Below are 20,158 nucleotides of genomic sequence, written 5' to 3' on the forward strand. Positions count from 1 at the left end.
TCGTGAGACAAGGTTCTGTGTATCAGTCATATTGCACATTAATAACAGACATTTTCTTGGGTGGAGTACCCTGATACTTAATGGTCAGGGGCAACGTTTTTTTAAGTAGATGAATTTTACTGGCTCTGACTAATCCGACGGCCTGATATTCTTTTTCTTCACCTTCGACATTACTCAGCAGCGTCATTAAAAACAGATAATCTTCACCGTATGTTGTTTCGGTTTGATGCCAGCTCAGCAAAGTGCCATCGGCTAGATCGCCCTTTCCGGTACGAAGATTAAGCCAGTGTTTTATTTTAGTGAGATCGCCTTTAGAATCTTTAAGGCCGCGCAGAGATGAAAATATCAATAAAAAGAAAAACGCTGTGCTGATAATGATAGCTATAATACCGAAATCCATATTGCACTCATTGTTTATATGGTGAAAAAGACAAGATCATTTTTTCATCCTCTCCATTAAGGGATGAGGTATCAATAAAAAAATCAAATCTGGCTTTTCATTATTATAAATTAGCTGAACGTTTTTACCTGGTTGATAATTTTCCGCCTTAATAATATCAATAACTGCATCACCACTACCTTTGCATTTTTGATTAGTATCTTTATTAAAATAAGTTGCGGTAATCGTGACATTAACATAGGCAGAATTGCCGCCTGACCGGCTGGCGATATTGGTTATCTGGCCGGTGGTTTCGGTGCCGTTTTCTTTAAGTCTCTTGTGTTCACGCGAGCGGGCATTAACGGAGAGAACGGCATATATCATAAAACCAATCACAATTAAAGGTATTATCATTAAGGGCAGCGTAACAAAATAGTTTACTATATTCATAATAACAATCGATTTATGGTTTAATAAAATACAATTTAAAATAGCAAAAGTGTGCTCAGGGCGGCGAGAACGCCGCCCCTACATAAGATTTAGGTTTGTCATATGGTTGTAGGGACGGCGTTCTCGCCGCCCGATGCTAAGGAAGTATCGGAACAGGTTTTCCACTTTCATCCTTGATAAATACGATATCATTTTTATTATTACCAACTTTAGCGTGGTAGACATTACCAACCTGATAATCATTCAGTGCGATGACTAAAGCCGTTTCATTATGCTTTTCAATTAACCAGCTTTCATTCTTATCTATATTTTCTGCCTTAAGGTTCATTTCAATCACAGGGTTATTATTAAGAAATAACCCCGTTTGCTTCATCGACAGGATGGTGATAATTATGCTGATACCGTTTTCCATAAGATGTTTTTCACGACGCTGATTTCCTTTTATAATTTTATTAGCGAAGTAATAACAAGCAGCAATAATGAAAAAAGTGAGAGCCACATTAAGAATATTAGCGAGCGACATAAACAACCCCTCAAAGAATCACATATTAACCTTCCACAATATTTATATTAGTTTGTCGCATTTCCCAGGACTACGATTTCTTCTGGCTTGTTTTCTTTATAGCGGATTGTGATATTTTTACCGATTTTAAAATCATCAGCATGAAAAATCTTAACCAATATATCCTTTTGCGTGATAGTTTTTTCATTCCCGACATTAAATTCGACAATTAATTGCAATGATAATAATCCCTCAGCATTTTTATTTTTATGCTGCGTCGCTGTAGTGATAAGCGCTATAACCTCTTTGCCATTTCTTTTTATATCTTCGTTATTGCGTGCAGAAGCAATAGAGTTACGCACACCTATAATAACAATAATGAATATCACCACGGAGGCGATGATTAGACTCCACATTGCAAAACTTGCTATTCCCATAAATTAGAGCTTTACATTTTTTTGTTTGCAGAATGGAGCATTGCTTTCGCCACCCCATTCTGATACAGCATAAGAGAAATTAACCTGCTTAAGGCTGTGCCGGAACAGGTCTGCCACTTGCATCTCTGACAAACAATATATCCTCTTTATTCTTACCCAGCTTTGCCTCATAAACATTACCAACCTGGTACGCATCCAGTGCAATCAGCAATGCTGTTTCATTATGTTTTTCAACTAACCAGCTTTCTTTTTTCTCTTTATCTGCTGCTTTCAATTTCATCTCAACTACAGGATTATTATTGAGAAACAATCCATTTTGCTTCATAGATAATATAGTAACATTTATACTGGTGCCATTTTCCATAATATTCTTCTCCCGGGTTTGAGACCCTTTGACAATCTTACCGGAAAAATACCAAATAACACCAAAAACAATAACTGCTAAAATCGCATTAATAACACTTGCAAGTGACATAATAACCTCTAATTATGATACCATGTATAAGGCAAACAGTGCTGTTCTGAGACTGCCGCTATCAACCCTGGCACCTTCAACCCTTGTAGCATTAACTACAGTCCTACCGAATGTGACGCGTTTATAGGAAATATCAGCGCCTGTAGCAGCTACGCTTACTGCTTTTAAGGCAACACTTCCCACTGTTATAGAAATGTATTTATTCATAATGTCTTTAACATCTTGAGCAAAACTGGTTTTCTCAACATCATTTCTCTCAAATATCGGCGAGTCAATAAACACCTTAGTCCCACTCTTGATGGTTATCTGTTGCGGAGATTGTATTGTGATCTGACCCGTAGTGTTTTGACTCCATTCTCCATCGACTTTTACCGCCACATCCCCGGTAATGGTTTGATTCTGACCGCCCGTGCTAATAGTGAGTTTGTGGCCTTTATCAATGGTTTCATCCCTTGAACCTTCCACATGAACCGTTTCATTACCGGTGGTCGAACTGATTCGATTACCCTTCAATGCGATCTCTTGATCGCCTGTGATATCACTTTTATCACCACCACTCACAATCTCCAGTTCGCGACCGTTGGTGATTTTAGTTTTTTCACTGTTGTTAAAGAGCTTAGTTTCTTCTTGATCGACAGTAGTCGTACGTTTTGCACGGTAATAAAAGGTACCGTCACCCGTCACATCATGCTTTTGTTCTTTACCAATGGTAGTGGTGCGATTGCCATCAATATCCACCGTTTTATCATTTTCCACCGAGATTTTCATATCTTTCTCGGAATGCATGGCGATCATCTCGCTGCCAGGTTTATCCTCAAAATAGAGGTGGCTGGAGTTATCGATATGCCCATCTTTACTGCGCGTCATAAAGCCCATCTGAGTTGCAGCGGCAGGCAGCGCCCACGGCGGCATACTGGCTTCATTATAAACACGGCCAGTAATAATCGGCCGATCAGGGTCACCGTTAATAAAATCGATCACTACCTCATCGCCGACGCGTGGGATCTGCATACCGCCAAAGCCCTGTCCGGCCCAGGCGCTGGAGACGCGCACCCAGCAGGAACTGGTATCGTCGCCTTTAGCATGACGGTCCCAGTGGAATTTCACCTTCACCCGGCCATAACGGTCGGTCCAGATCGATTCACCCTCTGGTCCTACTACACGCGCGGTCTGTGGACCATGAGTACGCGGCCATTCGGTGCGCTGCGCCGAGCGGAAGGTGATATCCGCCGGGATCACGACAAAGTTGATCTTATGCACGCTGCCGCCGCCACTGCCGCTGGCGTAGGTATTCTCTTCAAGGGTATAAGCCGCGCTGACCACCAGGTAGTCGCCGCTGTCGCTGGCATAAGGCGGCTGGCCAAGAGTAAAGGTATGACCCGGTACAATCCCCAGCGCGGTACCGACGGCGTCGATGCGCTGATGCTCTGCCTGCCACTCTTCCTGACGGATACGGGCGTAAAACTCACCGTGGCTGTGATCGACAAAACGTCCCGGCCATTCGTAGTAGTCAATCTGACCTGGCGACGGTGAAGCCGGGTTCTGCCGCGCCTGGAACAGCCAGGCGTTCGGTTTACGGAAGTCATAATCGTCAATGCTGTAGATGCCCGGCGTTACGCGTTCGCTGATCGCCCACTGACCAATCCCTTCTTCACTGGTGCTGCCACCAGACTCGCTGACGTGATACGGAATCACTTCATAACCGCTGTACGGCTGATGCGCTCCGGCGGAATCCATCAGCACCAGCGTATGTTTGTCGGCTTCATGGTTGAAGAAGAAGTAAATCCCCTCCAGCTCCATCAGACGCGAAATAAAGCTGTAGCTGTTCTCCTGGTACTGCACGCAGTATTCCCAGCTACGGTACTCGCCGGTCAGCTTATCTTCGACATGCACACCGTATTCACTCAGCACCGTTTTTATAATATCCGGCACCCGCTGGTTCTGGAAAATGCGCTGATTACGGTCGCGCAACATCGGCCACAGATCCGACTCCATATGCAGGGTATAAACCGCATAACGCGTTCCGTTGAGTTCAGTGCTCTGCACATTTACCGAGGTGATCTTGCCGTTAAGATAGCGTGGCGCCGCCGTCACCCCCTGTGTGGGGATAGTGACGGTGATCGGCTGCCCCAGCATCGCCTTACGATCGAGGCGTGCATCGGTACTTAACAGGCTGACATCCAGCGCAAAGGAACGCGACACCACTTCCATCCCGGAAAGTTTCCAGAACATCAGTGCGCCGTCACCCGCAGGGGTGGTTACGGTAATACGGTCAAACATAGAGAGCCTCTTAAAGCGGGCCGCAAACGCCAGTACGGCGTCTGCGGGGAAATGCGTGGAATTACTGCGGATTGATGATCCAAACCCCTTCTTCGCCGACAGTGATTTTCTGCTGACGCTGCTGGCCATGATTAGTGATCACAATCTGATACTCGCCAGGCGGCAGTTGCAGGCTGGCAAAACCATTTACCGAAGGCACTACCGCCTGATCCTGACCATTCAGCGTCAGCTCATCACCCTGACGCAGTTTGAGGTACACCTGCGCAACAGGTTCAGGTGGCGGTGGTGGCGGAGCAACAGACGGCTGTGCCGCCGGTGTCTCACTGGCCGTCGGCGCGCTGTCGGCCGCTGGCGCATTCTGCGGCGCACTCTCCTGCGTCGCCGCTGGTGCATTGCTGGCGCCGGAGGCCGGTTCATCACCACCACCAACGACCAGTGCGCCAATGCCGATACCGACCAGCACCCCTGCCGCCACCAGCGCAGGCAGCAGCCAGCGACGTGCGGTAACCGGTTTCGCCGCTTCAGGCGCGGCTTCTTCCTCGCTTTTCACCGGCACCAGCATGGTGCCCGGTCCGCCAGGACGCGCCAGCAGCGATTCGTTAATATCCGCATCCGTCAGCTGCAACAGCCCGGCCAGCTGATCCATATCCTGCGGACGATCGGCCGGATAGAGCGACAGCATCTTGTCGATAGCCTGCAACAGCGCCAGCGAGTAACCCGCCGGACGGCGCTGCGTCAGCGGCACGTAGCTGTCTTCAATACTGCGCACCACGCTCACCGCTGGCGGCGCGCCGGTAATCAGCGTATGCAGCACTGCGCCCAGCGCATAGATATCGGTCCAGGCGCCCTGCTCGTTTTCGTCGCCGTCGCTGTACTGCTCGATCGGCGCAAAACCCGGTTTCAGCATGGTTTCGGTTTCATCGGACATATTGCCAATCGCTTTACGCGCCGAACCAAAATCAAGCAACACCGGGCGCATATTGGCCTGGATCTGAATATTATCCAGCGAGATATCGCGATGCAGATAACCTTCGTTATGGATCAGGCGGATAGCGCCAATCAGCGGTGGCAACAGGTCGCCACGAATAAAGGCTTCGCTAATCGATTCCGGACGCTCAGCGGCCATGGTGGAAAGCGTGGTGCCGCTGTAAAACTGGGTACACATATAGGCGGTGTCGTTCTGCACCCAAAAACGCAGCACATGCAGCATATTCGGGTGATTAAACCGCGCCAGCAGCCGCGCTTCCTGAATAAAGCTATTCAGTCCGGCGTGAAAAGTTTTGCTGAATCGCTCACTGCGCAGCACCAGATTAAGGTCTTCGCTGCGCACCGCCAGCGATGAAGGCATAAACTCTTTAATGGCAATGGTGCGCTCTAACTGGTGATCCCAGGCACGGTAGACAATGCCAAAGCCGCCACCACCAATGACCTCTTTGATTTCAAACTCGTTAAAGCGATAGCCCACCGGCAAGGCGTTGGGCAGTGATTTTTTGTTATCCATTTCCGACATAGTAGACAACTCTCTCGTGACTGACGGCATCATGCCTCAAACTGACAGTGAAACTCGCCCTGCTGCAAGGTGACATGTAGCTGGCGGAATTTCTCATCGCGTGCCGAGGCCGACAGTAAAATCTGGCTCATTTGCGGCAACAGGGTATTGGTTAATATGGCGTCGACCATGCGGCCGCCGGATTCGACTTCGGTACAACGTTTAACAATCTGCGCAATGACCTCATCATCAAAACGGGCCACGATATTGTGGTTTTCCAGCAGGCGACGTTCAACACGTCCCAGTTGCAGCTGCACAATCATCGCCAGCATCTCATCGCTTAGCGGGTAATACGGCACCACCAGCAGACGACCCAGCAGCGCAGGCGGGAACACTTCCAGCAGCGGCGCACGCAGCGCGGTAGTCAGCGCTTCAGGTTCCGGCATCAGTTCCGGATCGGCGCACAACCCGCTGATTAACTGGGTTCCGACGTTAGAGGTAAGAATAATCAGGGTATTGCGGAAATCAATCAGACGTCCTTCACCATCTTCCATCCAGCCTTTATCAAATACCTGGAAGAAGATTTCATGAACATCCGGATGCGCTTTTTCAATCTCATCCAGCAGTACCACGCTGTAAGGACGACGGCGCACCGCTTCAGTCAGCACGCCACCTTCGCCGTAACCGACATAGCCCGGAGGCGCGCCTTTCAGGGTGGAGACGGTATGCGCTTCCTGGAATTCGCTCATATTGATGGTGATAATATTCTGCTCACCACCGTACAGGGTTTCCGCCAGCGCCAGCGCGGTTTCGGTTTTACCGACACCGGACGGGCCACACAGCATAAATACCCCAACCGGCTTGTTAGGATCGTCCAGGCGCGCACGTGAAGTCTGCACGCGACGGGCAATCATCTCCAGTCCGTGACGCTGACCAATCACCCGGGTATTCAGGGTGTCGGCCAGTTGCAGCACGGCATCAATTTCGTTTTTCACCATCCGGCCCAGCGGGATGCCGGTCCAGTCGGAAACCACAGTCGCCACCACATTGGCGTCCACCGCCGCAAACAGCAGCGGCGTTTCGCCCTGCAAGGTTTTAAGCGCCTGCTGGCTGGCTTCCAGCTCGGTTTTTAATGCCGCGATAGCCTCTTCTTCCGCATCATGCAGCTGCGCGCGCAGGGCGATAATCGCATCAACCTGCACCCGCTCCTGTTGCCAGCGATCTTCCAGCGCCTGACGCTCTTCATCCAGTAGCGCGCGCTGCGCCTGCAACTGAGCGACGCGCTCGGCATTATTCAGACCGACACGCGCTTCACGACCGGCGATCTCCAGCTCCACATCCAGCGCATCAATGCGATGGCAGCAATCTTCCAGCTGCGCCGGACGGGCGCTCTGGCTGACCGCAACGCGGGCGCAGGCAGTATCCAGCAGCGCCACCGCTTTATCCGGCAACTGACGCGCCGGAATATAGCGATGCGACAGGCGCACCGCTGCGCTAACCGCTTCATCGAGCAGCAGCACGCGATGGTGTTTCTCCAGCGGGCTGACGGTGCTGCGCAGCATCAGCGTCGCTTTCTCTTCGTCCGGCTCCTGAATCTGCACCGTCTGGAAACGACGGGTCAGCGCCGGATCTTTCTCGATATATTTCTTATATTCCGCCCAGGTGGTGGCGCCAATGGTACGCAGCTGACCGCGCGCCAGCGCCGGTTTCATCATATTGGCGGCGTCGCCGGTGCCTTGCTGACCGCCCGCACCCACCAGGGTGTGGATCTCATCGATAAACAGAATGATCGGCGTCGGGCTGGACTGCACTTCATTAATCAGCCCTTGCAGACGCGCCTCAAACTCGCCTTTCATCCCGGCGCCCGCCTGCAGCAGACCGAGATCCAGCAGCCACAGCTGAACGTCCTGCAGTGGCGGCGGCACATCGCCAGCGGCAATACGCAGCGCCAGACCTTCGACGACAGCGGTTTTACCGACACCCGCTTCACCGGTCAGCAGCGGGTTGTTCTGACGACGACGCATCAGAATATCCACCATCTGGCGGATCTCGTCGTCACGGCCAACCACCGGATCAATTTTGCCATCGCGCGCCCGCGCGGTGAGATCCTGCGCATACTGCGCCAGCGTACCTTTTGCTGCCTGCGGCACACCTTCCGCGGCGTCAGCGGCAAGCGCTTCCATCTGCTGCGCTTCGCTGCTGCCTGAGAGAATCGCATCGAACTGCTCCGCCAGCAGCGCGGCATTAATACGTGCAAACTGCGGAGAGATGCTTTTCAGCACACTGGCCAGATTAAAGGTGTTCAGCAGGCCGAGCAGCAGATGGCCGCCGCGGATTTTGCCGCTGGAAAATTTCAGCGAGCCATAGACCCAGGCGCGTTCAACCGCGCTGTCGATATGCTCAGAGAGATCGGCGACCGCACTGGCGCCACGCGGCAGACGATCGAGCGCAGTGACCACATCCTGAGTTAACGCCGCTTCATCCAGCGAAAAGTGACGGATAAGCAGTTGCAGATCGCCGTCCTGATGTTGCAGCAGCTGGTGAAGCCAGTGCGCCAGCTCCACGTAGGGGTTACCGCGCAGCTTACAAAAGGAGGTCGCGCTCTCCAGTGAGCGGAACAACAGGGTATCGAGTTTACCGAACAGAACGGCACGGCTGATTTCTGACATAATTGTTCTCGTTTGCGTGTGGTCTGAAGAAAAAAACTATTTAAGGTTGGTGCAAATCATTGGCACGGGCGGCGAAAACGCCGCCCCTACAGTGTTCCAGGTCGCTGCCACGGGCGGCGAAAACGCCGCCCCTACATTGTCCAGGTCGCTGCCACGGGCGGCGAAAACGCCGCCCCTACAGTGTCCAGGTCGCTGCCAAGGGCGGCGAAAACGCCGCCCCTACGTTGTTCCAGGTCGCTGCCAAGGGCGGCGAAAACGCCGCCCCTACGTTGTTCCAGGTCGCTGCCACGGGCGGCGAAAACGCCGCCCCTACATTGTTCCAGGTCGCTGCCACGGGCGGCGAAAACGCCGCCCCTACATTGTTCCAGGTCGCTGCCACGGGCGGCGAAAACGCCGCCCCTACAGTGTTTCAGTGACCGTAGGGGAGCCGTTCTCGGCTCCCGTTTTAGGCGCCGCCCCTACGCTGGTTCCGGGCTAAAGGTTAAATCTCCGCGCGCTTGCGGCTGTGGTTGCGTACCCAGCCAGCTGCTGTAACCCAGCCGCTGCGCGGCGCCGAGACGGCTGCCCTGCACCTGATCGCTGGCAAGCAACAGGCGCACCTCCCAGCAAAATTCGATACCAAAATACTGGCGCAGCCAGTCACGCAACTGGGTGGCTTTTGGCTCACCGGGCAGAAACTGGTTATAGGCTTCCAGCGACAGCGGCCCGAGTTCAACACGCACTTTATGTTGCACATCGCGCACCGCCACGCCGAGAAACGCAGACTCGCCAAGTCGCGGCATACCACGTCCGGCTTTCAGCCGCGCCTGCTCGCGCTTATCAATCGCCATCCACTGCGGTACGTTCTGCACCACCGTCACCGGCACCTGAAAATAGAGGCGTAATATCTTTTCCAGCCCCTCAGCATCGCGTGCCTGGCGGCTAAGATGCCCCGCCGCGGCAAACCGCGCATGGGCGCTGAGACTGCCGCGCTCAAGCTGGGCGGGTTGCCCCATACCAATCAGGCTGGCGAGGTAGTTTTCAAACGGACGATCGCCAGGGCGGTCGAGGGAAACGGTAGGTTGCGCATCGGCCCAGGCGCGATACAGCAACAGCGTCAGCCGGTGGTGAAACAGGTCGGCAAAGGCGGTAAGGCTGCTGTCCTGATGATGATAAACACGGTCGCGCGCGTACTCGGTCATATGCAGTGGCAGCGGCCCGTTCGGCCCAAACAGGCCGAAGCTGAGAATGCTGACATCATGCAGCTCGCTGCCTTCGCGCGGTCTGACTTCAGCCAGCGTCGAAGGGGCAAACGCCAGCGAAGGCTGCTGGCCAATGCGCAGCGGCTCATGACGCGGCTGCGGCGCGCGTCCCAGCAGGTAGCGCTGTCCGGCCTGCGCATCGAGACGACGCAGCAGCTGAAACAGGTCAAACCGCCACGGCGTCGCATTGCGCTGCGGCCAGAAACCGGCAGGCAGGCGGTGTAACTGTTGGATTTGCAGAGGCGCACTGGTTTCCGGGCTCATAACAACGTCCTTTTGCCCATCCGCGGCGCCCACCAGCCGATATCACCACGCTGCTGGCTGGAAAGCGACATCTCCGTAAAGCTGTTCATCGATACCAGACGCGAGAAGACGCGTTCCAGCACGCTGCCCATTAACCACGGGCTGCTGCCGGAAAAGGCCTGCTCGTCGACCTTCAGATCGATACCCACGCCGCGCGCAAACACAATCGGACCCGGCTCCGGCACCCGGCGGTTGACCGCACGCAGCTGACAGTGGCGGATACCCTCAATCTGACGGGCAATCGGCGCTTCGGCGAGATTGGCGTACAGCCCTAACATCTGGCGCAATGCGCCGCTGCCTTTGCCCTGATCCTGCTCCATCAGGCTGAGATAGTTCATTTGCAGATGGCTGACCAGCCGCCAGGTGTTCAGTCCTTCCGCCAGCGACGGGCGCGGCGGCGTCGGATCTTTGCGCAAGGTCAGCTGCTTCACCGGAATCGAATCCGGCATCACGAAATTCGCCTGCCCTTGCTGGATCAGCATCAGTGGCAGATCGCGGCTGGTGCAGAGCACATCGGTAGTAAAGTGAGTCAGCTCATCACTCCACGGCGACTGCTTCTCATCTACCAGGGTGAGAAACACTTCCGAACCGACATAGCCAGTACGGGTGCCGTAACGTTGCGCCTGTTCGGACAGGGTTCGCTGCTCACGACGCAGGGAGAAATAGGCGCCGTAGTTGCCATCATCATTGCCGTAGGTGCTCCAGAAAGGCCGGAACACCTGCTCCTGCTTACCGCCGCTGGCATACAGCTTACTGACGGAGAACACTTCGTAATCCAGCGGACGGATATTATCCACCACCAGATGATATTCGAACTGCCCTTCATTCAGCTTCTGCCGCTCGGCCACCCGCGGGAAAAGGTTGATCACCGGGGTGCAGTGCAGCGCCATATGCGAGACATCCACCACCCGTTCCAGCGCCGGTTCGCTTTTATCCAGCAGCACCACGATTTCAAATTCGCGCGCCGTCGGGCTGCGCGCCAGCAGCGGACGCAGGCCATGCAGACTGAAAAACTGAAAGCGCTGCGGGAAGGCAAAATATTCATGCAGCAGACGATAGCCTTCAAAGTTGCGCATATCTTCCGGCAATAACGCCTGGTCGGCAGCGAAACCTTCGTGACGCAGTGCATCATCCGCCAGCGTCACGCGCTGCGGCTGTTTTTCTACCGTCTGACAGAACTGGCCGACGCCATGCGCCATAATCAGCTCAAGCAGTTTTGTCGCCTGAATATCCGGGCCACTGAGGAAGAAGGTCAGATTATCGAAACTAAGATGGTTCAGTAACACCGCTTCGTCACAGGCGATACGAATACGCAGCGCACTGGCGGCGCCTCGCTGGCCCAGACCAAGCTGATTCAGCGGCGCATCTGCCGGTACACCGCCCAGCTCCACCTGCTGGATACGGATCGGCTGCAACATCACATCCTGCGCGGTGGTGTAGCTACAGGTGACGCCGCTTTTTTTCAGCGTCAGACTGTCCATCATGGTGCCGCGCGGCACATTAAAACCGTTGCGGATATCGCCCTTGCTGCTGTCCGGATGCAGTTCGGCGATGGCCATTGAAGGGGTTGGCGCAAGATAGTTCGGCGCAATCATCTCCAGCAGACGCTGGGAAAAACGCGGGAACTCGGCATCCATTTTTAACTGCACACGCGACGTCAGAAAGGCAAACCCCTCCATCAGACGCTCAGTGTAGGGATCGGCCACTTCTATGCCGCGCATTCCCAGACGTCCCGCGACTTTTGGATAGCGCAGGGCAAACTCGGCGCCCATTTCGCGCAGATACGCCAGTTCACGGTTGTAGTAGTCGAGAAGTTTGCTGTCCATAATTAGCCTATGTCTTCCAGCTTGAAATGCCCGTTTTCCAGATCCACATCGGTGCGGAACAGAAACTCCAGCGGATAGGGCACGCACCACAGCCGCCCTTTAATCTCAATCGACAGCACGTTGTGCAGATCGAGGGATTTCAGCTCCGAAATACAGCGCACCTGCAATCCCTGCGGCAGAATACGTGGTTCAAAATTGAGAATGGCGTCGGTGAGTTTGCGCTGAATATCGCCCCACTCAATATCGGACATGCGTTTACCCGACAGCGGCACCACGCCAAAATTAACCACCGAGCGCCGTACTTCGTCATAGCCATCAAGGTCGTAAACCGCTTCGCTGTTGATGCAGTTAAACAGCCACTGCAAATCACGCAGCACATTGCGTCGCAGGGTGGTGTGGGAAATCAGGGTGTTATGCGCCGCTTCGCTGGTTTTATGCGGCGCATCGTCGGTCAGGCGGTCCAGCAGTGACGGCTGCAGTTTATCGCGGGCACTGAGGCTCTCTTTTTTGCTGCGCTGGCGAAAACCGCCGTGAAGCAGATCGTGGCCGTAAGCATTAAAGGAGTCACTCATCGCCGGACTCCGCTGCGTCAAATACCAGCCGCGTCAGATTCAGCAGCGGAAACTGCTGTTCCGCATCCAGCCAGGCTTTCTGGCCGCTGCCGGTAAAGGTCAGTTCATCATTACTGTGCCATTCGGTGACTTTCGCCAGCCGCACCGCATCAGACGCCTGCTCGTCAAACGGATAGCGTAGCGGGATCTGGCAAACCTGCTCGCTACCATCCACCAGCTGCACCAGTGTATGACGCCACACCAGATCGGTGACGCTGGCCGGAGGCTGGAACTGCATCTCGCTGATCAACGAGAACGGCAGCCAGTAGTACTGACCATTGACCGCCATTTCACACACCGGCCCGAGTCGGCCATCGCCATCGGTTAACCACTCCACCGCCTGCCCCTGCTCGTCGTCCTGCAGCCAGAGCTGCGCCGGACTCAGTGGCGCGCTATCGAGCGCCGCCGCACGTAGCGTGGCGGCGCGCGCGTTGTCGCCCTGGCGTTCAGCGACCAGCGCCTGGTGCAGCTCGCTGACCCACTCCGCGCCTTCGCCCGGCAGGCGCGGCGCGGCTTCACCGGCGAATACCGCAGCACGGGCGATTTCCGCGGCAATACACTGATCCAGCAGCGTGATCGTCGGCTGCGCCTGTGGTTTTAGCGCCAGCCAGGATTTCATCTGCGCACGGGCGCGCTGCCACTGGCCATTCAGGCACAGCAGTTGCACCAGCGCCGCACGATGATCGGCATTGGCTGGCTCAGCGCGAATGCGGTTTTCCACCGCGCTTAACGCCTCAGCCAGCGATTGTCCGTCCATCAGTTGTGAAAATGAATGCATCATGGCTCCTCAGAGGGCGTCGGTTACTTCAGGGTGCGGAACGCACCTGCTGCGGGATCTTTTAACTGCGGCGAGAGGGCTTGCACCAGTCCGATAGGTTGTTTGTCGCTGTTCAGATAACTGCCCCAGCTTTTGCGCACTTCGTTAACCCGCGCTTTTAACATATCTTCGTCGCTGGCTTCCTGCGGCGTCATCTGTACCGCAATCACACCGTTTGCGCTCCAGCTGTTGCTCTGCGGCTGCCATGGCAGGATCAGCCAGCTCTGCGGTGACTTGTCATTACGCAGCACCATACGTTCGTTGTTGACGGTGGTGATGCGCAGGGCGTCATCACTCTTTTTCAGTCCTTCAACCGGGAAACCGCTGACAAAAGTGACACGGGTGGTTTTAGTCGCGCCGTTTTCGCTGCGGGTCATCGTGCTCTGCCCGTGCAGCCAGCCATCATCGCTACATTTCATCTCTGCTTTGCCCGGCACAAAAAGCGCCGAGGTCTGGCTGGCATCGTTCCACCAGGTGCGGAAATGACAACCATTAATCAGACTGAACTGTAACCATGGTGTGGTATCGGCAGCCGGTGACAACTCTTCCGGCGTCGGCGCTGGCGCTGCGGTTTCAGCCGCTGGCTCAGCAGGTGCTTCAGAGACTGCTGGCGCTGGCGGCGGGGTGATTTCCACTGCCCAGTTATTCGCCTTGTGGGCGCTGCCTTCCGCCAGGGCATTGCCGGCGTTGTCATTCATCTGCCAGTTCAGGCTGCGCAATGAGTTACATTCAGAACTCATCAGCCCGCTGACGCGCGGCAGGAACGCCTTCAATACTTCGGGATCTTTACTCTCACGCGAGACAATGCGCAGCGGGACTTCTCTGGCGCACCAGCTTGAGACGTTTTTATTTTTTACATTGTCGATCCAGATTTCCAGTTTCAGAGTGGGAGAGTAAACCAGTTGGAAGTTTTCAGCGGCGGCACTGCCCGCCATGCAGAGGGCTAAAACGCCCGATAGCCAGTATTTCATAGGGTTCCTTGCGCAAAGCTGTGTTTAGTCCCGAGGGGGAAAAAATTGCGCCGCCTCAGCCAGTGAATGCAGCAGTGTGGTGTCCTGGGGCGATCCGACCCAGACCGCGAGGGCACTGTAGTTATCCTGTTTTTCTCCCGGCTGGCGTGGCTGGGTATCGATAATTTGCTGCATCAGGGTCAGCCACTCATCCGGCGTATTGACCATATGCAGCGACTGCTCCATCTGACGCGCCGCCACACCGTGCCAGAAGCCATCGGTGCAGAGCAGGAAGACGTCACCATCTTCGATCGGCACCACGTCGCTGTAGCTGGCGTCGCGCTCTTCATCACCCATACCGAGGGCAAAATAGAGCAGATTGCTGTTGATGCCTTCAGCGGAGTGCCCGGCATCGGTCATCTGCTGCACCAGGCTGTGGTCGGTGGTCATTTCCCGCACATAACCACGGCGGAACTGGTAGAGACGACTGTCGCCAGCATGTGTCCAGTAGGCCAGCTGGTAATCGCGATCAATAAACAGACCAACCAGCGTGGTGCCCATACGGTGAAAGGTCGGCGTATCCTGCTGCGCCTGACGAATCGCCGTATTGGCTTCGCCGACAAAGTCACGGATACGCTGGGCATTGAGGTGCTGATCGGCGTCGAAACTGTCCAGGATGGTGTCGCGGGCGAGCTTCGCCGCCACATCACCACCGGGAAAGCCAGCAACGCCGTCACAAACCACAAAGCAGGCAGAGCGCTCACCGACGCTTTCACCAGTCTGATCCTGGTTACTGGCGCGGTCGCCCTGCTTCGATATCGAGGCAATATTGATATTTATCATTTGTCCGATCGGTTCTGAGAGTCTTTGTACTGGTTAACTTCCATGTCGTAGGCGTGCAGGAAAGCTTCGCCAAACAGGGTATGGAAGTCGTCTTCGATTTCGCCAGCGGTCTCTTTATAGCGCTGAGTGAAGTGTTCCCAGAGCGCCGCCTTGCGACTGCTGGAGAAACCGATACGCGAGGTAATACCCTCTTCGCGCGCTTCAGCTTCCAGCTGCTCCGGGTTAAACGACTGCAACATCGAGGCGATAATCGCGCGGATCCCGGCAATCATGCCGAGCTGGTGAGCCTGCAAGTCGATCAGTGCATCGCGCACTGACTGGCTCGGGGCCATAAAGCCCGGCATACGGCTGCCGTACATCTGCATCAATACTGATTTACCCGACGGCAGCAGCTTAAACGGGTTATTGGCTTCGTCGAGGATCACGGTCATTTCAGCTTTTACGCCGCGCTTCAGAATCGAACGCGAGGAGAGCAGCGCGACCGTACCCTGCGAGAACATGCTCAGCATCTGGCCTAACTGATACATCTGCGCTTTATCAAACTGCGGTACTGGCTGCAGATCGTTGAGGCCCATGCCGTCGATCAGTGACTGCAACAGTTCGCCTTCCAGCGACGTGCCGTTACCCGCTGGAGGTGGCGTGCTGGCCGCGCGTTTTGCCTGCGGCGCGCTGCGATAATCCACCGGATCGATACGTAAACGTCCTTTTGGCGGCGGCACCGGATTACGCGCAACCGCCTGCGGTGTCGGCAGCGTGATACCGCTGTAGACGACGTTAGAGGTTTCACTGATATCCTGGTTAGAAGGCAGCTCAGCAAACAGCGGCGAAGCTTCCAGATCCGCCAGTTCCGGTGATGTCTCTGCGCTGGCGGCTGGTGGCGGCGTCGTTTCCGCTGCATGGCTAACCATCGGTTCCGCATCAGGAATCGGTGACGGTTCCGGGGTATAAATCGTCGAGGGTTCCGGCGCAACCTCAGGTGCTTTCGCGGCAGGCGGGCTGCTTTCCGGCGCGGTTAACGGTTTAGCGCCGCTCATCATCAGACCCAATGGATCATCCTGGCTGATGGCGTTGCTGGCACCTGCTTCATGACCGCCGAATAACGCCAGCGGATCCTGCTGCGGATCGGCTTTATGCTGCTCCGGTTCCGGCATCAGTGGCTGCTTCGCCAGTGTCGACGGCGAGCGGTCATCAAGAATACTTTCACCATCGAACAGTCCGTCGCCGCCAAACAGATCGTTAGGATCGTTGCTTTGTCTGGCTTTCAGCGCGTCATCGCTGGCCAGCAGCTGCGCCAGCGGATCATCCGGATTGCGCTCCGGCGACGGCGAGGCCATCAGCGGATTGATATGATCAATGCTCTCTGGCGCCAGCGGATTTTTGCGCGTGGCGGAGAGGCTGTCGGAAATAGAAAACTCCTGCACCAGGCTGTCCCAGATTTCTGTCGGGATAGCGGCAGGTTTACCTTCAGCGGTGGCGGCTGGCGCGGTGGCCTGCTGCACGGGTGGCTGTGGCTGCGGCTGCGGCTGTGGCTGCACCGGCGGCGCGGTCTGTGGCTGCACCGGCGGCGGCGTCGGGCGTGGCGTAGCGACCGGTTGCGCCGGACGCGGCTGACTACCGATTTCATTGACTACCAGCTGGTAATCATCAATACCCAGCACATCGCCATCCTGTAACTCAACCTGACGGCCGCGCTCCAGCGGAATATCATTCAGGAGTACTAAGGTCACATTACCGCGATTGGTAATACGGCATTCGCCACTGGCGGCAATATGCACAATCGCCTGCAAGCGTGAGATGGTGCGGTTATCATCCGGCAATACCAGATTATTATCCGCTCCACGACCAATGGTGCCGCCTGGCGGTAAAAAATCACAGCTGGTTTGCGGCGGTTGATGGCCAGGTTTGTTCGTTATTATCGTAAATCGCATAACGGGTTCCTGCTTAGGTATATTCGGTGTCTGTATCGCGCGCGTCTTTCTTATATAAGGTATAAGGCGCGCGCGATACAGGCACTGAAAATAAATCATTATTAATAACAGGGGGTGCTGTGGCTAAATACAGTTCGAATTAATAATATAAAATTATATTCACCTGATCATGGCCTTATAATTGCTGAATTTATAAATTAACCATCATACGGAATCTGTTTTAGCTGCGCGGTGCGTTCCTCATCAAGACGAGCAATACAGTTATTAGTGAACACAATATAAGGATTAGAGCCTTTGTCGGCGATATGCGCCTCAAGCTTACATTGATTATCGCGATACTTTAGCCAGCCACGCTGTACCTCAGTAAAAACCGTCATATACTCTTTTTTAACCGTTTCCTCGGCAGAAAAAGCCACTGTGACTCTTTTTCTGGCGTTGAGATACTCGGTATTCAGTTCTTTTTCAGCAGTGACTTTATTGGTTTCGGCACAAATAAATACATCAGGATCACTGGCTTTCTTAGAGCAATCTTCCATCGCATTCACCACACCGCTAAATCCCAGACACAGGGCAACAACAGAGAAACAGGTGATTTTCATAGTAATATTATATTGGCGCTTAAATCTGAGTCGTTAATAAGCTGACGACAATAAAGCTGCTTACTGTCGTCATGCATTGCAGCGTGTTATCACTGATAAGGGATCTGCTTTAACTGCTCAACACGCTGCTGGTTGATCTCGCTGATACAATTGCTGGTCAGTGTGTCGTAAGCAGCGGTGCCCTCTTCGGCGAGGAAAGCCTGCATCTTGCACTGATTGTCACGGTACTTCAGCCAGCCACGCTGCGAATCGAGCAGGTTCTGCTGATAGGTCTTTTGCAGTTTATCATCCGCCTTATAAGCCGTAGTGATACGGCCTTTGGCTTCAGTCCAGGCTTTATTCAACGCCTGCTCTGCCGCTTCTTTGCCCTGCTTTGCACAACTGTCGATTTGCGCGCTGACGTCAGGATTGGAACAATCAGCAGCCCAAAGCGAAGTACTGATACTCATGCCGGCCAGCATTGCGGCAGCGATTAAAATTTTCTTCATAACACGCCCTGTTAACGGTTTTTCTTCAAGTAACCAGCCCGGTTACGACCAGCTTCATAACTCATCATGGTAGCACTGTGCTCTATATAATAAATCAGCGTATCCACATCGTTAGTCATACCTGCTTTCATCGGTGGCTCACCTTTGGTAAACCCCTGATAAACAAAGTCCACCAGAATATCGCGAATCACCGGCTTTAAACTATCCCATTGTGTACGCTCAGGATATTGCCCGGTCCAGTTATCGTAATTGCTGCGGGCGCGCTGAACATAATCCGGGTAGATAAGTTCAAACAGCCGAACCTGCTGCTGGTGGCTGATGGTGCCGGTGCTGTTACGGTTATGGATAACGAACTGGTTGGCCTGTTCGCCTTTTTTGCCTGCGCCTTTGGAGAGCAGTGTGGCCTGATGCGCCGGGATACCGGCCTGCACCAGCTGATTGTAAACACTGGCTTCGCTACGTTCGCCCATATCGTAGCCACGTCCGAGGGTAACGCCAGATTTCGCATTGCCCGGCCAGTGGATATAACGGCTAAAGAAGGCTTTGTTTGGTATATCTTTGCCTTCTGCATCAAAGGTCACTTGCCCGGCGCTGACGGTCAGCGTGCCTGAGGAAGGGTGATTATCGACCGGCGCAGCTGGCGCCGCACTGGCTGGCGGCCGGCCCGGCGCCGTACCACGGAACAGGTGAGTATAAGTTTTGCCATTGACATCTACGATGCCATCAGCGCGCATAAAGCGCCCCTGAAAGTCTTTAATCGCCTGGATAGTTTTCGGGCCGATTCGCCCGTCATCACGAATTTGCGGGAAGCCATTACGCTGTAATAGCTGCTGAACTTTTTTCACATCACCGTATTGGTTTTTACCACCCAACCCCACTGAACCTAAGATACTCATTTTATTTCCTCATTTATTATCAGTATTTTGGTAAATCCTTGTGAAACAGATGCGATTAAATAGCGTTCAGCCCTGGCTTATCTATACCCGAACCTTTACCTGAAGTTATTCGCGCGATTGTGATTCTTTGCGGTTATTTCTTTTAAAAAAAACAACGGCAAAAAAACTGTCCATTCTCCGCAGAGAATGGACAGTGAGTATTACGCTTCTTTGTTGCCTTTGATGTCCCAGCCAGCGCTGGTTTCTGCGCCTTTGCCACCGGAAGCGCTCTGCTCCCAGTACTGCTGTTTCACTTTAGCTGCCTGGAAAGCATAGGTTGTGCCCAGGGTGTCGTCGTGTTCTGAACCAACGAACTGCACAGAAGTCACCAGCACGTCTTCCAGGGTAATGCGGGTATATTCAACCTGCGTACCGCCAGCTTTAGCCACTGAAACTTCAACTTTGGCCACGTGTTTGCCGCTTGCACAGTTTTTCAGAATTGCAGTCACTGCTTTATCGATTTTGGCGTTAACGCTCAGATCGTTAAAGTTTACTTTACCCGCACCGCCGCCGCCGCCGGTTGCCATATTACCTGGCTGTGAAGCACCCCAGGAGAAAGAACTGATATCAATCCATCCGGTGTGATTAGAGTCTTTAGACTCACCAGTAATACCGTCAACCTTCAAATACATATCAATAGCCATAGTTATCTACTCTTGTTTAGTTAACATTGTTGCTTTCGGAGAAAAGCATCCATATGGCAAACAGGAAAGCATGGGGCTAAATAAAACCATCCATATTTTACCTCTGCCTCAACCTGATCATCTTAAATAAGCTAATCAGGATCACTGGCGCGTTAATAAGACCAACCCGCCAGCTTGCCTCAATATCTGAAATATCCAAATCAGATGAGGCGAATAAACACAAGGCCAGTGAATGGCCGGGCTTTATTTGTGAAAATTCGAAACATCTGACGCTACAGGAGACTCAATTGAG

General features: G+C 53.8%; 19 protein-coding genes. All 19 read right to left on the reverse strand.

What is annotated here, in order from left to right; translation table 11 throughout:
• Window positions 1–22: 22 nt before the first annotated feature.
• The 19 genes from N5923_RS08930 to N5923_RS09020 all read right to left on the reverse strand — a co-directional run bounded on the left by N5923_RS08930 (window position 23) and on the right by N5923_RS09020 (window position 19,866).
• Window positions 23–400, reverse strand: coding sequence for a hypothetical protein (locus N5923_RS08930; protein ID WP_267141146.1), 378 nt, complete (start codon window positions 398–400; stop codon window positions 23–25).
• Between the two features lie 36 nt (window positions 401–436).
• On the reverse strand, window positions 437–829 hold the full coding sequence (locus tag N5923_RS08935) for a DUF3592 domain-containing protein (RefSeq protein ID WP_267141145.1): 393 nt from the start codon (window positions 827–829) through the stop codon (window positions 437–439).
• A 136-nt stretch (window positions 830–965) separates the two neighbouring features.
• Window positions 966–1,352 carry a hypothetical protein gene (locus N5923_RS08940; RefSeq protein WP_267141144.1) on the reverse strand — a complete coding sequence of 129 codons (387 nt, stop codon included), beginning with the start codon at window positions 1,350–1,352 and terminating at the stop codon, window positions 966–968.
• Between the two features lie 47 nt (window positions 1,353–1,399).
• A complete protein-coding gene (locus N5923_RS08945; protein ID WP_267141143.1) occupies window positions 1,400–1,768 on the reverse strand; it encodes a hypothetical protein in 369 nt (122 codons plus the stop codon).
• An 88-nt stretch (window positions 1,769–1,856) separates the two neighbouring features.
• Window positions 1,857–2,243: a hypothetical protein gene (locus tag N5923_RS08950; protein ID WP_267141142.1), complete on the reverse strand. Its 387-nt coding sequence runs from the start codon at window positions 2,241–2,243 to the stop codon at window positions 1,857–1,859.
• Window positions 2,244–2,255: 12 nt separating this feature from the next.
• A complete protein-coding gene (locus tag N5923_RS08955) occupies window positions 2,256–4,523 on the reverse strand; it encodes a type VI secretion system Vgr family protein (protein ID WP_267141141.1) in 2,268 nt (755 codons plus the stop codon).
• Between the two features lie 61 nt (window positions 4,524–4,584).
• Window positions 4,585–6,033, reverse strand: coding sequence for a serine/threonine protein kinase (locus tag N5923_RS08960; RefSeq protein ID WP_267141140.1), 1,449 nt, complete (start codon window positions 6,031–6,033; stop codon window positions 4,585–4,587).
• A gap of 29 nt (window positions 6,034–6,062) precedes the next feature.
• The gene (tssH, locus tag N5923_RS08965; RefSeq protein ID WP_267141139.1) at window positions 6,063–8,681 is read right to left on the reverse strand and encodes a type VI secretion system ATPase TssH; all 2,619 of its coding nucleotides are present in this window, start codon (window positions 8,679–8,681) and stop codon (window positions 6,063–6,065) included.
• A gap of 458 nt (window positions 8,682–9,139) precedes the next feature.
• A complete protein-coding gene (gene tssG, locus N5923_RS08970; RefSeq protein WP_267140594.1) occupies window positions 9,140–10,186 on the reverse strand; it encodes a type VI secretion system baseplate subunit TssG in 1,047 nt (348 codons plus the stop codon).
• Window positions 10,183–12,051, reverse strand: coding sequence for a type VI secretion system baseplate subunit TssF (tssF, locus tag N5923_RS08975; RefSeq protein WP_267140595.1), 1,869 nt, complete (start codon window positions 12,049–12,051; stop codon window positions 10,183–10,185). The genes tssG and tssF overlap by 4 nt, the downstream gene beginning before the upstream one ends.
• A gap of 2 nt (window positions 12,052–12,053) precedes the next feature.
• Window positions 12,054–12,623 (reverse strand): type VI secretion system baseplate subunit TssE, encoded by a 570-nt coding sequence (tssE, locus tag N5923_RS08980; protein WP_267140596.1) that lies wholly within the window; start codon window positions 12,621–12,623, stop codon window positions 12,054–12,056.
• The gene (locus N5923_RS08985) at window positions 12,616–13,440 is read right to left on the reverse strand and encodes a type VI secretion system accessory protein TagJ (protein WP_267140597.1); all 825 of its coding nucleotides are present in this window, start codon (window positions 13,438–13,440) and stop codon (window positions 12,616–12,618) included. The genes tssE and N5923_RS08985 overlap by 8 nt, the downstream gene beginning before the upstream one ends.
• 23 nt (window positions 13,441–13,463) lie before the next feature.
• A complete protein-coding gene (locus tag N5923_RS08990; RefSeq protein ID WP_267140598.1) occupies window positions 13,464–14,450 on the reverse strand; it encodes a hypothetical protein in 987 nt (328 codons plus the stop codon).
• Between the two features lie 24 nt (window positions 14,451–14,474).
• Window positions 14,475–15,269, reverse strand: a complete 795-nt coding sequence (locus tag N5923_RS08995) for a PP2C family protein-serine/threonine phosphatase (protein ID WP_267140604.1) — start codon at window positions 15,267–15,269, stop codon at window positions 14,475–14,477.
• Window positions 15,269–17,200, reverse strand: a complete 1,932-nt coding sequence (gene tagH / locus N5923_RS09000; RefSeq protein WP_267140599.1) for a type VI secretion system-associated FHA domain protein TagH — start codon at window positions 17,198–17,200, stop codon at window positions 15,269–15,271. Before tagH ends, N5923_RS08995 begins: the two co-directional genes overlap by 1 nt.
• A gap of 197 nt (window positions 17,201–17,397) precedes the next feature.
• Window positions 17,398–17,799 (reverse strand): lysozyme inhibitor LprI family protein, encoded by a 402-nt coding sequence (locus N5923_RS09005; protein WP_267140600.1) that lies wholly within the window; start codon window positions 17,797–17,799, stop codon window positions 17,398–17,400.
• 89 nt (window positions 17,800–17,888) lie between these two features.
• A complete protein-coding gene (locus tag N5923_RS09010) occupies window positions 17,889–18,287 on the reverse strand; it encodes a lysozyme inhibitor LprI family protein (RefSeq protein ID WP_267140601.1) in 399 nt (132 codons plus the stop codon).
• Window positions 18,288–18,298: 11 nt separating this feature from the next.
• Window positions 18,299–19,183, reverse strand: a complete 885-nt coding sequence (locus tag N5923_RS09015; protein ID WP_267140602.1) for a peptidoglycan-binding protein — start codon at window positions 19,181–19,183, stop codon at window positions 18,299–18,301.
• Window positions 19,184–19,383: 200 nt separating this feature from the next.
• Entirely contained in the window at window positions 19,384–19,866 is a 483-nt protein-coding gene (locus N5923_RS09020; protein ID WP_267140603.1) for an Hcp family type VI secretion system effector, read from the reverse strand.
• Window positions 19,867–20,158 lie beyond the last annotated feature (292 nt).

Origin of the sequence: Winslowiella arboricola (assembly GCF_025527015.1) — a bacterium.
GTDB lineage: Bacteria > Pseudomonadota > Gammaproteobacteria > Enterobacterales > Enterobacteriaceae > Erwinia > Erwinia arboricola.

Bases quoted from the DNA above. Each gene is read 5' to 3' on its own strand.
- N5923_RS08930 (WP_267141146.1), bottom strand. From the start codon at position 400: ATGGATTTCGGTATTATAGCTATCATTATCAGCACAGCGTTTTTCTTT.
- N5923_RS08935 (WP_267141145.1), bottom strand. From the start codon at position 829: ATGAATATAGTAAACTATTTTGTTACGCTGCCCTTAATGATAATACCT.
- N5923_RS08940 (WP_267141144.1), bottom strand. From the start codon at position 1,352: ATGTCGCTCGCTAATATTCTTAATGTGGCTCTCACTTTTTTCATTATT.
- N5923_RS08945 (WP_267141143.1), bottom strand. From the start codon at position 1,768: ATGGGAATAGCAAGTTTTGCAATGTGGAGTCTAATCATCGCCTCCGTG.
- N5923_RS08950 (WP_267141142.1), bottom strand. From the start codon at position 2,243: ATGTCACTTGCAAGTGTTATTAATGCGATTTTAGCAGTTATTGTTTTT.
- N5923_RS08955 (WP_267141141.1), bottom strand. From the start codon at position 4,523: ATGTTTGACCGTATTACCGTAACCACCCCTGCGGGTGACGGCGCACTG.
- N5923_RS08960 (WP_267141140.1), bottom strand. From the start codon at position 6,033: ATGTCGGAAATGGATAACAAAAAATCACTGCCCAACGCCTTGCCGGTG.
- tssH (WP_267141139.1), bottom strand. From the start codon at position 8,681: ATGTCAGAAATCAGCCGTGCCGTTCTGTTCGGTAAACTCGATACCCTG.
- tssG (WP_267140594.1), bottom strand. From the start codon at position 10,186: ATGAGCCCGGAAACCAGTGCGCCTCTGCAAATCCAACAGTTACACCGC.
- tssF (WP_267140595.1), bottom strand. From the start codon at position 12,051: ATGGACAGCAAACTTCTCGACTACTACAACCGTGAACTGGCGTATCTG.
- tssE (WP_267140596.1), bottom strand. From the start codon at position 12,623: ATGAGTGACTCCTTTAATGCTTACGGCCACGATCTGCTTCACGGCGGT.
- N5923_RS08985 (WP_267140597.1), bottom strand. From the start codon at position 13,440: ATGCATTCATTTTCACAACTGATGGACGGACAATCGCTGGCTGAGGCG.
- N5923_RS08990 (WP_267140598.1), bottom strand. From the start codon at position 14,450: ATGAAATACTGGCTATCGGGCGTTTTAGCCCTCTGCATGGCGGGCAGT.
- tagH (WP_267140599.1), bottom strand. From the start codon at position 17,200: ATGCGATTTACGATAATAACGAACAAACCTGGCCATCAACCGCCGCAA.
- N5923_RS09005 (WP_267140600.1), bottom strand. From the start codon at position 17,799: ATGAAAATCACCTGTTTCTCTGTTGTTGCCCTGTGTCTGGGATTTAGC.
- N5923_RS09010 (WP_267140601.1), bottom strand. From the start codon at position 18,287: ATGAAGAAAATTTTAATCGCTGCCGCAATGCTGGCCGGCATGAGTATC.
- N5923_RS09015 (WP_267140602.1), bottom strand. From the start codon at position 19,183: ATGAGTATCTTAGGTTCAGTGGGGTTGGGTGGTAAAAACCAATACGGT.
- N5923_RS09020 (WP_267140603.1), bottom strand. From the start codon at position 19,866: ATGGCTATTGATATGTATTTGAAGGTTGACGGTATTACTGGTGAGTCT.